Here is a 12,892-nt window from a genome sequence, read left to right on the forward strand (position 1 = left end):
TTCATGTCTCTAGGCTGTTGCTTGTCAGCAGCAGATGTGGTTGCGAATGTTCGCAAGCGTCGTGATACCCACCTACAACCGTCGATCGATCCTTGAGAAGTGTCTGTTGGCTCTCGAGCAACAGATCCTTTTCTCTGAGCTAGATGGTTATGAGGTGGTCGTTGTGGATGACGGCTCCACGGATGGCACACCGAGCTGGCTGAGGGATGAGGCGTCTCGCTTTCCACATGTGCGCGTGGTGGAGCAAGAGCATGGGGGCCCGGCAGAGGGGCGTAATCGCGGGGTAGATAATTCCCGAGGTGATCTAATTGTTTTTATCGATAGTGATCTCGTTGTCACCGAGTCGTTTCTCGCCTGTCATGCGAGAGCTTTGCAAAAAAGTTGGCAGCAACGCGGTGATCGACTTTCTTTCACCTATGGCGCGGTGATCAACACGGCAAATTTCGAGCAGCCCACTACAGAACCTCACAAATTCCAGGACAACTCATGGGCTTACTTCGCGACAGGCAATGTGGCCATTGATCGAGAGGTACTTGAACGTTCTGGACTATTCGATACCAATTTCCGTCTGTATGGCTGGGAGGATCTAGAGCTGGGGGAACGACTTCGACAGATGGGTGTTGAGTTGGTGAAATGTCCCGGAGCAGTTGGTTATCACTGGCATCCGGCCCTGCGTCTTGAGCAAGTTCCTGACCTGATCAGAGTTGAGCGGGAGCGGGCCAAAATGGGCCTGATCTTTTATCGCAAGCACCCGACTCGACGGGTGCGTTTCATCATCCAATTCACCTGGCTTCATCGGTTGTTATGGGAGTTGCTTACGCTCGGTGGATTACTTAATGAGCGCAGCCTCAGGCCTTTACTTGGCTGGTTGATTCGCAACGGTCATCAAGGTATGGCAATGGAGCTCTTGCGTTTACCCCTGAACCGAATCGGGGTACGCGCTCTCTTCAAAGAAGCAGCACTAACAGGGCTGCGCTGAGCTGTCGCTTTGATAAATTTCAATGGTTCTTTCATTCCGCACACCTGTCCGTTTCGGGTGATGAATGAGTCGACCCATGCCTTTTGGCTGAATCTTCTCACATACCTGGCAGGTGGAGGCGAACCCGAAACCTAAAACCTATGGCTGTTGTCACGCTTTCAGAAATGATGGAGGCGGGCGCCCACTTTGGGCATCAAACCCGTCGCTGGAATCCCAAGATGTCGCGCTACATCTATTGTGCGCGTAATGGAGTCCATATCATTGACCTAGTGCAGACCGCGATCTGCATGAACAATGCCTACAAATGGACTCGTTCTTCCGCCCGAAGTGGAAAGCGATTTCTTTTTGTTGGTACCAAAAAGCAGGCCTCTGAAGTGGTGGCGTTGGAAGCCACTCGCTGCGGAGCTTCCTATGTGAATCAACGTTGGCTTGGTGGCATGCTCACCAACTGGACCACGATGAAGGCTCGAATTGATCGATTGAAGGATCTGGAGCGGATGGAATCCAGTGGTGCTATTGCCATGCGACCGAAGAAAGAAGCTTCCGTTTTGCGTCGCGAACTTGAGCGACTGCAGAAGTACCTAGGTGGTCTCAAAGGGATGAGACGTTTGCCTGATGTCGTGGTGCTAGTTGATCAACGCCGTGAAACCAACGCTGTGCTTGAAGCCCGCAAGTTGGACATTCCCTTAGTGTCCATGCTTGACACCAATTGCGATCCTGACCTTTGCGAGGTCCCGATCCCTTGTAATGACGATGCCGTTCGTTCTGTGCAGCTTGTGCTGGGCAGACTGGCTGATGCCATCAACGAAGGGCGTCATGGCACTAATGACCAAAGAGGTGCTGACGACAGCGACGATTAAGTCCATTTACAGCGCTAAGTTCTCGCCGCCGTTCTCCTCATCTGGTCGGCTGCATCCCTAATACTCCTCACCCCGATTACCCATGGCGGACGTATCAGCCAAACTTGTCAAGGACCTGCGCGACAAGACCGGCGCGGGAATGATGGACTGCAAGAAAGCCCTTGCAGAGAGTGACGGAGATATGGTCAAGGCGAGCGAATGGCTGCGTCAGAAGGGTATTGCCAGTGCAGAGAAGAAATCTTCTCGCATTGCTGCTGAAGGTGCCATTGGTACTTACATCCACACCGGAGCCAGAGTCGGGGTACTTCTGGAGTTGAACTGCGAAACTGATTTTGTTGCTCGTGGTGATTTGTTCCAAGGGCTTTTAAAGGATGTCGCTATGCAAGTGGCGGCCTGCCCGAATGTCGAATACGTGAGCACAGAAGAGATTCCTGTTGATGTCATTGAAAAGGAAAAATCTATTGAGATGGGTCGCGATGATCTTTCTGGCAAACCTGAACAGATGAAGGCAAAGATCGTTGAAGGACGAATTGGCAAGCGCCTTAAGGAACTGGTCTTGCTTGAGCAACCCTTTATCCGTGACAGCTCCATGACGGTTGCGGAACTCGTCAAGCAAGTTGCTGGCAAAATTGGAGAGAATGTCAAGGTTCGCCGCTTCACCCGCTACACCCTTGGGGAGGGGATTGAAGTGGACCAGACTGATTTCGCTACGGAAGTAGCGTCCATGAAGACTGCTTAATTTTGGCTGCGGAGAAGTAGAGATTGCAACGCTTCGAGCCCGATCAGCAGATTGCCTCACTAAAAAAGCAGAGTCAGCGCTTGTCGCTGACTCTGTACCACGATTTAGCTCTCTATCTGCAATTATTACGCAGGGAACTGCTCAATGTTGTCCGTCAAGCTCTGTTCCTGTTGATAACTGATCGGGATCAGAATCGTCTGAGTGGGCTTTCGGACAAAACAAGGGCAGCTTTTCAAGATCAGGTTGAGCAATTGGTCTGTCATTGCTGTTCCTTATTGACAGTCGAGCAGTTGATGGATCTGGTTCGCCAGATGGAACTTGAACGCCAGAGAAAGAGCGATCAAAACAGGCGTGAGCTGTTGTTGGCTTTTCGTTCTGAACAGGACTCCATACAAGAAGCTGAGGGGTCCATTCACCTAAGCCTTGATCCTCCACTCGAGCATCCTGATCGTCTCGGCAGCATGTTGACTTTTGATCATGATCCCCAAAACGCAGGCTTAAGCGCAGGGTTGGCTGGTAATGAGGATGTCGATGAGCCTGATTTAGGCAAAGATGATCAGGCTCAACTTGACTCTCAGGAGTTGGAGTTGGCCTCAGAGGACTCAGAACCGATTGGCGGGCAGAAGGGTGATCTTGATGTGCTTCGCTCTCTCTTTGTCATGGCTGGAGAGACCATGGCTACAGAGAATGTCTTGACCAGTGAATTCAGCGATTTGCAGCCTGGTGACAGCACCCTGCTTCAAAGTGGTCTTAATGAGGAGCAGGTTTTTTTGCCCGTTAGCCCCCTTGAACTAGCACGTTGGCTGGAATCTCTTGATCGTGCCCTCGCTCGAAGATTGCGCAATCTTTCCCATGCTCTCAACGTGGAAATGTTGAGAGCCGGAATTGTCAACAGCCTCTTACCAATCAGCTTGCTTGATGCTGTGTTGAATGGTCAGTTGGAATCTGAACCTGTGGCATCCAATTTGCTGAGATTACGCGTACCGGTATCAACCAATCCAATGGTCTTAGAGGGCATGGAGATCATTTGCGTTCTTCTGCGCCCATCCGAATTGGAGTTTGACGACCCGCGTTTGCGACGTTGTCGGGCTCAACTCAAGCGACATCGCCGTACCTTGCTCAAAATGGTTCGACAACAGCGGCACTGGCAACGTCGCGCCATGGCTCAGGAGGTAAAGCAACAGTGGTGGCAGAGCCCTTCCGCCAATCCTCCAACCAGTCCACCCAAGGTCTGAGTACGGATAAGTTGCAGCATCTACTCAGCTGGATGCGCATTCTGCAGCAAGCGTTAACCCTGGAGGCTGAGAACGGTTTTAAGAATCTTGAGGGGCGTCAGGAGAATTTTCATGCATTCTTGGTGCGTCAGTTAGCAGAACCACCCTCTGGATTGTTGCCTACTAAAAGTCGGGCTCGTCTCAGCCAACTAGCTGAAGCCTTTGCGAGTTATCCAGACAGCTCTGAATCAGCGCGACGTCGATTGGTGACGGACTCAAGACAGCTTCTACATGGCATTCGCCAGGGATTAGAACCACCAGCGCCAATAGGCCCTCCCAGACTCAATCAGGGGGGAGCTGAAAGGCAGCGGCAGATGCCTTTACCTAGTGGGAACCGCTCTCTGACATTGGAAAGTCCACTATCAGAGGTGAAAGGAATCGGCCCAAAACTTGCTGAACGCTTGGCCGGGCTTGGATTACTGCTCGTCAAAGATTTGCTGCAGTACTACCCCAGGGATTATGTGGATTATTCCTCCCTGCGGCGTATCCAAGCCCTAGAGGCAGGGGAGGCGGCCACGATTGTGGCCACAGTGAGGCGTTGTCATGGCTTCACCAGTCCACGCAACCCAAATTTGTCCATTCTTGAGCTGCAGCTTCAAGACCCAACTGGTCGGCTCAAAGTGAGGAGATTTTTCGCTGGTCGGCGTTTCAGCAGCCCTGCTTACCTCAAAAGCCAGTCACGCCTTTACCCGCCTGGAGTCACAGTGGCCGTAAGTGGATTGGTCAAAGAGGGGCCTTACGGCATGAGTTTTCAAGATCCTTTGATTGAGGTCATGGAGAGTCCGCATTCGCCGTTGCGATCGCAAAGCATTGGCCGATTATTGCCTGTGTATGCCCTCACTGAAGGCCTTACGGCTGACCGTTTTCGTGATCTTGTACGGCAGATATTACCTTTGGCAGCAAGTTGGCCTGAATCCCTGCCTGAACAACGTATTCAGGCATTGCGTTTACCCAGAAGAAGCGATGCCTTGGTCGCAATTCATCATCCAGACGATCAGCAGACATTGCAGTCTGCTCGACGTCGATTGGTCTTTGACGAATTTCTTCTATTGCAGTTGGGGTTGTTGAAACGGCGAGCAGAGCTGCGCAGTTGTTCTGCTCCTGTATTGCAGACGGCAGGGCGGAGAGATGGCCTTGTGGCTCGCTTCCTGGAGCTTTTGCCATTCCCTCTCACAGCAGCTCAACAGCGTGTGTTTGCGGAGATCGAAGCTGACCTGGTGCTCTCGGAACCAATGGCGCGCCTCATTCAGGGAGATGTTGGTAGTGGCAAGACGGTTGTCGCCATAGCAGCCCTGCTCACAGCAGTAGAGGCCGGCTGGCAAGGCGCTTTCATGGCACCCACTGAGGTCCTTGCCGAGCAGCACTACCGCACATTGTGTTGTTGGTTGCCTCAGTTGCATGTCAGCGTCGAGTTGCTTACGGGGGCAACCACTCGTATACGTCGCCGTCAGATCCTTGATGATCTCGTCAATGGATCCTTGAAAATACTTGTAGGCACACATGCCTTAATCGAAGATCCTGTTGCCTTTTCAAGACTGGGGCTGGTGGTGGTTGACGAACAGCATCGCTTTGGAGTGAAGCAACGCAACAGATTGTTGAACAAGGGGCTTCAGCCTCATCTTTTGACGATGACAGCAACACCCATTCCTCGCACACTGGCACTTTCGTTGCATGGGGATTTGGATGTGAGTCAGATCGATGAATTACCTCCCGGTCGTACCCCCATTCAAACTCAGATGATTAGGGGCTGCGACCGCGATCAGGCCTATCAACTCATCCGAGATCAAGTGTCTCGTGGCCAGCGCGCTTATGTGGTGTTACCTCTGATCGAGGACTCCGAGAAACTTGATCTGCGTTCAGCCGTTAAGGTTCACACCCATTTATCAGAGCAAGTATTTGCGGAGTTCACGGTTGGATTACTGCATGGACGTTTGAGTAGCTCAGAGAAGCAGGGCGTGATTCAATCCTTCGCAGCGGGTGATTGCCAGGTGCTGGTCTCTACCACTGTGGTGGAGGTAGGCGTGGATGTACCTCAAGCAAGTGTGATGGTGATCGACCACGCGGATCGCTTTGGTCTAGCCCAATTGCATCAACTGCGAGGTCGTGTGGGACGTGGCGCAGCAGCATCCCATTGCGTACTGATCAATGACAGCACAAACCCTTTAGCAAGGCAGCGACTTGAAGTCCTTGTGCGCTCCAGTGATGGCTTTGAGATTGCTGAGATTGACTTACGCTTGCGAGGGCCAGGGCAGGTGCTTGGCACCAAACAGTCTGGATTGCCTGATTTGGCCCTGGCCAGTCTTTCAGATGATGGGTCCGTGCTTGAAGAGGCTCGTAATGAGGCTCAAAGACTGCTCAGCGAAGATCCGAACCTGACTGACCACTCTCAGCTCAAGGAGTTGCTGGACGCACAGTGGAAGCACCTGAGCGGAACAGCCCATCTGAATTGAGTCCATTGTTTTTCCACACACTTGAGACTCGTTTGAGTCTTAATACTCAGAAATTACGAGCCGATGTGCCTTCTGCTACGTCAGTTGCCGAAGTCGCTTCCGGTGCAGTCATTGTCGTTAGTGCCTAATTTTTGGGGCTAGTGCCGCAAAGGCACTGTGCGGCAAGCGATCTCACTGAATAGCTGGCAGTAATTTTTTGATTGTTTGATTTTCAACTGTTTGTCAAGGTTTTACTTGCTTGATGTTGGTTCGCTGTACCAATTTCAAATCTCGCAGCATCAACGAGATTTGCTTTGTGGAAAACTAGGTTGTCGCTGTGGAAATGTTGTCGGCGCGAACTTTTTTCCGGCTGCGCCCTTGGAGTGATATGCCCATTCGTGATTGCGGGGAGTGCCTCAATCAAATACCTCTTTCGTTGCCCCGATTGGAGCCACATCCCTATGCATCCTTAGGTGCCCCCTATGGTGTAGATGCTGATCCCTTTCGGCTGCGTCAGGGTGTGATTGATCGGCTGCTGAGGGCTCAAGATGAGCTGCAGCAAGAGCATCCAGAACTTTGCCTTGCCATTTTTGATGCCTGGCGACCGATTCCTGTTCAAGCTTTTATGGTCGAGCATGCCATCGCTAAGGAGTGCCGCAAACGCAAACTGAAGCGCGACGACCTTAGTCAGGCCGAGGAGCTGCAAAGGGTCATTGATGATGTTGGCAGGTTTTGGGCTCCGCCCAGCCTCGATCCTTGTACTCCACCTCCTCATAGCACTGGAGCTGCCGTGGATCTCACCCTTGCTGATTGCCACGGAACAGCTCTAAATATGGGTGGTGAGATCGATGCTATTGGCAGCATTTCAGAACCGGATCACTACCGCGAAGCTGCGCTCGATCAACCTCAATCAGAGGCTTACCTCTGGCACCACAGGCGCCAATCTTTAGCAGAGGCCATGGGTAAAGCTGGGTTTTCTCAGCACCCGAATGAATGGTGGCATTTCAGCTATGGAGATCAACTCTGGGCGTGGAGAACGGGTGTCGCTGAAGCAATCTATGGAGCCTGTCCATTACCAGACAGCAAACCAAGGACGGCTTGATCGCCAAGTTTGTTGACATGATCTCCGAGGCTGCGTCGACCACCAGCTTGCTTCCAGCTCAGCAATAGGGGCTCAAGCGTGCTCTCGAGTTGATCGAGGGGCATACGCTGTAGATAGGGTTTGGCAAGACGTTGCAGATTTGGGGTGCCTCCCAGCCAGAGTTGATATTGATCGACACCACTTCCCACTAGAGCAAGCTCAGCCATATAGGGCCGAGCGCATCCATTAGGACAACCTGTCATGCGGATCAGGATTGATTTAGTAATTTCAAGACGTCGCAGCTGAGCATCAATTCGCTCAAGCAAGGCAGGCAGCGTTCTCTCTGCTTCGGTTACCGCCAGACCACATAAGGGCAACGCAGGGCAAGCCATTGCATGCCGTGCCAGCATCGCAGGAGCCTCTGGGGCGCGGATGCCTAGAGCGGCTAGACCTTTGCGCACACTAGATCGTTGTGACGTCCCGATATTGCAGAGCAATAGATCCTGATTCGGTGTTAGGCGAATTTCAAGTTGAAAGGTCTCTACCAGTTGGCGGAGTCCTTTCTTTAGATCTCCTTCCAAGCGACCAGAGAGCAGTGGCAAACCAACAAACCATTGGCCAACGCTTTGCTGATGCCAGCCCAGATAGTCCTCAAGTTTGCTCTTTGGTTCAGGCCTTAACGCTTTGATTGGATGAAGGAAGTATTTGCTCTTGAGTTCCTGTTTAAACCAGCTGATCCCCTGATCATTGAGAAGATATTTCATGCGGGCATGACGCCTTGTCTTTCGGTCTCCGTAGTCGCGTTGCAAGGCCAAAATCGACTGCACCAAATCCAATACATGCTCTGCAGCCACATAGCCAAGAGGATCAGCTGTGCGGGCGAATGTCTGTTCATTGTTGTGGGTTCGACCCATGCCGCCACCCACATAGACATTGCAACCCTTGATTTCACCGTTTGCAGCAGTAAAGACAACTAGACCGATGTCATTGGTAAGTAAATCAACTGAGTTATCGCCTGGCACGGTGACGGCGCACTTAAATTTGCGCGGCAAGTAGGTCGTGCCATAGAGAGGTTCCTTGGCATCTCCACTGAAGACGTTGCCCTGATGCTGGCGGGTACGAACTTTTTTCACTTGCCTGGAGGGGCGGATGCGGTAGGTCGCACTTCCATTCACCCATAGGTCCAGATAGGACCCCTCCGCTGCCGTTGGGCTGAGAACATCGGCGATTTCATTGGCAAGTTGTCGGGCAGCTGGATAACCACCTTTCTCATAGGGAGCTGCTGGTGCCATAACGTTGCGAGTGATATCACCACAAGCCGCCAGGGTTGATCCCATTGATCGGATGATTGTGCTGATAACTTCCCGCAGGTCCTCCTTGCGGACCCCATGAATCTGGAACGCCTGGCGGGTAGTGGCCCGCAGGCTCCCATTGCCAAGGCGATTGGACAGATCATCTAAGGCTAAAAACAGTGCTGGTGGAATACGTCCGCCAGGGCTGCGCAGACGCAGCATCATTTGCCAATCCTTACCCGCACCTTTCTGGCGGTTATCTCGGTTGTCCTGTTGATAGCTTCCGTGGAATTTGAGCAGCTGAACGGCGTCGTTGCTGAAGTGATCACTGCTGTTCTCAAGTTCAGCAGCCAGGGGGTCTAGTAAGTAGCAGCTGTCAGCCTTGAATTGTTCAAATTTGCTCAGCTCTGCTCCACTGGCGAGACAAGCTGCGAACTTGAGATCTGCCGCTTGGCCAGATGTTGTCTGCCCTTCGGTCACGGCGTCAAAATTTTCCTAATACACCGTAGCGAAATGCACACGACCTGTTGAGCTGCTCCCTTCAATACAGTTGGGCGGTCTTGATTGCTCGCCTCCGTGTCGACCCTTCTAGTGGAGATTGGGACTGAGGAGCTGCCAGCTGATTTTGCCCGGCTTGCCTTACCCCAACTGGAGCAGATGGTAAGTCGTGATTTGCAAGGTCTACGTCTTAGCTACGGCATGCTCCAATGCACGAGTACGCCAAGGCGACTTGTCGTGCTGGTTGAAAACTTGGCCAGCGCTACTGCTGATCTAGAGGAAGTACGCAAGGGTCCACCGGCTGGCCAAGCCTTCAAAAATGGTGTGCCAACCCAGGCAGCCGCTGGCTTTGCCAAACGCTGTGGGCTGAAACCAGAGGATCTCGAGATTCGGGAGACCCCGAAGGGACCTTTTGTGTTTGCAACCGTGCTTGAGCATGGGCGTTCTGCAATGGAACTACTAACAGACCAGATCCCTGAGTGGATAGGTAGCCTTCAAGGTCGACGTTTCATGCGCTGGGGCGAAGGTGAAAGGCGTTTTTCTCGTCCGATTCGTTGGCTTGTGGCCCTGCTCGATGAGCAGATCATCCCTGTTTGCCTTGACGGCAGCGACCCAGAGATTTGTGCAGCGAACCTGAGTCGGGGCCATCGACTTCACGATCAAGCTGTCATCATTCCTTCTGCAGACAGTTACGTACAAACCCTCGCCAAGGTTGGTGTAGAGGTCGATCGGCAAAAACGTGGCACCTTGATCCGTCATGCAATTGATACGGCTGCTGCTGATCTTGAAGCATGCCCTGATTGTCCTGATGATCTTTTCGAAGAGCTCACCGACCTAGTGGAAGCACCTCTGCTTTTAGAGGGAGCCTTCGCCAAGTCATATCTAGATCTACCCGCTGAAGTGCTCAGCACAGTAATGAGAGTGCATCAGCGCTATGTGCCCCTTTACCGTCTTGATGCTGTCAATGACCCTCTTGCTCTCGATGCCAAGAGCAGTCTTCTGCCCAGATTCCTTTGCATCAGCAATGGGCTCGCGAAGGCAAGCGATCCTGTAAGACGCGGCAATGAGCGGGTGCTCAAAGCCAGGCTGGCTGATGCAGAATTCTTTGTCGAGGCCGATCGCTCTTTGGCCAGCATCGAGCGGCGCAAAAAGCTAGCGCATGTGACCTTTGCCGAGGGCCTTGGTTCTCTGCTCGATCGAGTTGAGCGCATGGAATGGCTCACTGATGTGCTTGTTGAGTTGCTGGATCTTTCTGCTGAAATTTCTGTACAAGTGCGTCGAGCCGTCCATCTCTGTAAACACGATCTGGTTAGTCAGATGGTGGGCGAATTCCCCGAGCTACAAGGCGTAATGGGAGCGAAATATTTGTTAGCGGAAGGAGAGCCTCGAGAAGTAGCCCTTGCCGTTTTGGAGCATTACCTGCCACGTGGCGCAGGGGATGCTTTGCCCGAGTCAGGAGCGGGAGCAGTGCTTGCCCTCGCCGAACGCCTGGAATTGCTGCTCAGCATCTATGCCAAGGGTGACCGTCCTAGTGGCTCCTCGGACCCCTATGCCTTGCGCAGGGCCGGCAACGGTCTTTTGCAAATCCTTTGGTCGAAGGGTTGGCGGCTGAATCTGCTCGCCTTATTGCAACGAGCGACGAACCATTGGAGCAAGCTCCTACCGCATCTCAAGGTCACACCATCCACCTTGGCGGCTGAGCTGGGTGAGTTTCTTCGCCAGCGGATGCTCAGCCTGCTGGAGGAGGCAGGAACCGATACTGATCTAGCTCAGGCGGTTGCTGGTGAAACAGTTTTGATCGATCGTCTTCTTTCTGACCCTGCAGATGCGCGACTGCGAGTGGATCTGCTCGTGAGGATGCGCCGCACGGGTAAGTTGCTGGCGGTTCAGGCTGTTGTTACCAGAGCGGCACGCTTAGCAGAGAAAGGGGACCTATCAGCAACCGTGCTGAGTGCGGCTGAGGTCGTTGATCCTGGTTTGTTTGAAAAGCCTAGTGAGTTGGAGATGTTGAAGGTGCTCGAGGCTCTTGAACCAATCACCAAGGATTCCTCAAGTGAACGCTACCGCCATTTAGCAGATGGCCTGATTGCTGGCTCGGAAGCTCTCGCAGCTTTTTTTGATGGTGATCAGAGTGTGATGGTCATGAGTGAAGATCTCGCTGTACGCGCAAACCGTCTCAATATGCTTAGCCTTTTGCGCAACCAAGCTGGTGTGCTGGCCGATTTCAGCCAAATCAGCGGCTAAAAGTGGTTATTTCTGGCTTAGGATTTGTTTGAAACAGCAGGGTCACGTTCTCCTTGTTCTGATGTCAAATTTTGCGTGGAGGCATCTTTGTTGTTGTCTACCTTGATACCGCCGGTGATGGTTTTGATCTCCAGCATGGCATTCACTTCTTCGTCGCTACGCACAGCACTGGGAACAGGTTTATAGCTTGTTTGATTACGGAAAATTCCCCGTGCGAGTGCATCCACAGTTAGCAGTGTGAGTTTGATCTGTTGCCATGGATTCATCGCAACAACTTTTTTGTAGAGGTAACTATCGAAGGTGAGGCGTTGCACATCCATGTCATCGCACATGGCAACAAAGGCTTCTCTCGCAGTGTCATTCGAGTAGAAGATGGCTTGGAGTATTGACAGAACGATGTAAGTAGCACCGTATTTACGATCCCACTTTTTCAGATATTTCTTGAGATCAGCTTCGGAGGGGATTAATTCACCAGACCGACTCGATTCCACGATCTGTTCAGCACACATGCGGCCACTTTTGGCAGCAAAGTAGATGCCTTCGCCAGAGCTTTTGGTGACGTAGCCCGCTGCATCTCCAACAAGGGCCATGCGGCCAACAACCCTGCGTGGACGAGGATGCTCAGGAATCGGGTGGGCTTCAACTTTGATCACTTCTCCATGAACAAGTCGTTTCTTAGCCCGTTCGCGTACTCCTTTTTGTAAGCTTTTTATTAAGGTCTGATTTTTCTGCATGGTGCCTGTGCCAACGGCAACGTGGTCGTACTTGGGGAACACCCAGCCGTAGAAATCTGGTGACACATCAGTGCCTACATACATTTCAGCAAGATCTTCGTAGTAAGCCATTTCTTCATTTGGCAGCTTGATGCGCTCTTGGAATGCAATGGCGACGTTGTAGTCACCGGCATCCATGGCTGTTGCTACACGGCTGTTGGCTCCATCAGCGCCAATAATGAGGTCAACCTCGAGGCTTTTGGCTTCACCAGTGGATTTACCAGTTGAATAGTCGGAATAGGTGATTGTGTATGGACCTTGACGATTAGAGCCAGTGTCGATTTTGGTAACGAGTCCATTAATCAAGTTAGTTCCGAGGCTGGCGGCGCGATCTCGCATAAAGGCATCCATGACCTCTCTGCGGCACATACCGATGTATTCACTCTTGTCGTCTGGGCTGTAAACCTTGTCCAGAGTGATATCCACCTCACGGTTTGATGGAGAGATCATTCTCATGTTGCGAACCTTGCGGTCGATGATCGACTCGGGCAGGTCGAATTCATCCACCATGCAAAGAGGAATCGCTCCACCACAAGGCTTGGCGTTATCGAGTTTGCGTTCGAATAGCCAGGTCTGTATACCTGCTTTGGCAAGAACTTCTGCGGCGCAGGATCCACTTGGACCACCACCGACAACGGCAACACGCAGCATGTTCAGATCCGCTCCGCGGAATCACTTAAGTAAAACTTACTTCCCTGAAAGAGATTTTGGGGCCCCCTGGCG

The 12,892-nt window shown here is 52.3% G+C and carries 10 protein-coding genes; 8 read left to right on the top strand and 2 right to left on the bottom strand.

Annotated features, from left to right (window positions below):
• Positions 1-46: 46 nt before the first annotated feature.
• The 7 genes from SIB66_RS10740 to SIB66_RS10770 all read left to right on the top strand — a co-directional run bounded on the left by SIB66_RS10740 (position 47) and on the right by SIB66_RS10770 (position 7,383).
• Positions 47-979, top strand: a complete 933-nt coding sequence (locus SIB66_RS10740; protein WP_236070311.1) for a glycosyltransferase family 2 protein — start codon at positions 47-49, stop codon at positions 977-979.
• Between the two features lie 140 nt (positions 980-1,119).
• Positions 1,120-1,839 carry a 30S ribosomal protein S2 gene (gene rpsB / locus SIB66_RS10745; protein ID WP_011129963.1) on the top strand — a complete coding sequence of 240 codons (720 nt, stop codon included), beginning with the start codon at positions 1,120-1,122 and terminating at the stop codon, positions 1,837-1,839.
• An 82-nt stretch (positions 1,840-1,921) separates the two neighbouring features.
• Positions 1,922-2,578, top strand: coding sequence for a translation elongation factor Ts (gene tsf / locus SIB66_RS10750; protein WP_063406720.1), 657 nt, complete (start codon positions 1,922-1,924; stop codon positions 2,576-2,578).
• 23 nt (positions 2,579-2,601) lie between these two features.
• Positions 2,602-3,813, top strand: coding sequence for a hypothetical protein (locus tag SIB66_RS10755; protein WP_063406719.1), 1,212 nt, complete (start codon positions 2,602-2,604; stop codon positions 3,811-3,813).
• A complete protein-coding gene (gene recG, locus SIB66_RS10760; RefSeq protein WP_063406718.1) occupies positions 3,762-6,302 on the top strand; it encodes an ATP-dependent DNA helicase RecG in 2,541 nt (846 codons plus the stop codon). The genes SIB66_RS10755 and recG overlap by 52 nt, the downstream gene beginning before the upstream one ends.
• Entirely contained in the window at positions 6,299-6,430 is a 132-nt protein-coding gene (locus SIB66_RS10765; protein WP_268873688.1) for a hypothetical protein, read from the top strand. The genes recG and SIB66_RS10765 overlap by 4 nt, the downstream gene beginning before the upstream one ends.
• Positions 6,431-6,669: 239 nt before the next feature.
• Entirely contained in the window at positions 6,670-7,383 is a 714-nt protein-coding gene (locus SIB66_RS10770; protein WP_413681290.1) for a M15 family metallopeptidase, read from the top strand.
• Here the strand turns inward: SIB66_RS10770 and SIB66_RS10775 are convergent.
• Complete coding sequence (locus SIB66_RS10775) at positions 7,338-9,134, bottom strand: NADPH-dependent assimilatory sulfite reductase hemoprotein subunit (protein WP_063406717.1); 1,797 nt, start codon at positions 9,132-9,134, stop codon at positions 7,338-7,340. The genes SIB66_RS10770 and SIB66_RS10775 overlap by 46 nt on opposite strands.
• Before the next feature lie 96 nt (positions 9,135-9,230).
• Here SIB66_RS10775 and glyS point away from each other — a divergent pair, with 96 nt between their 5' ends.
• Positions 9,231-11,396 (top strand): glycine--tRNA ligase subunit beta, encoded by a 2,166-nt coding sequence (gene glyS / locus SIB66_RS10780; protein WP_063407039.1) that lies wholly within the window; start codon positions 9,231-9,233, stop codon positions 11,394-11,396.
• A 17-nt stretch (positions 11,397-11,413) separates the two neighbouring features.
• Here the strand turns inward: glyS and chlP are convergent, their stop codons facing one another.
• Positions 11,414-12,820: a geranylgeranyl reductase gene (gene chlP, locus SIB66_RS10785; protein WP_063406716.1), complete on the bottom strand. Its 1,407-nt coding sequence runs from the start codon at positions 12,818-12,820 to the stop codon at positions 11,414-11,416.
• Positions 12,821-12,892 lie beyond the last annotated feature (72 nt).

Origin of the sequence: Prochlorococcus sp. MIT 1318 (genome assembly GCF_047304505.1) — a bacterium.
Classification (GTDB): Bacteria; Cyanobacteriota; Cyanobacteriia; order PCC-6307; family Cyanobiaceae; genus Prochlorococcus; species Prochlorococcus marinus_D.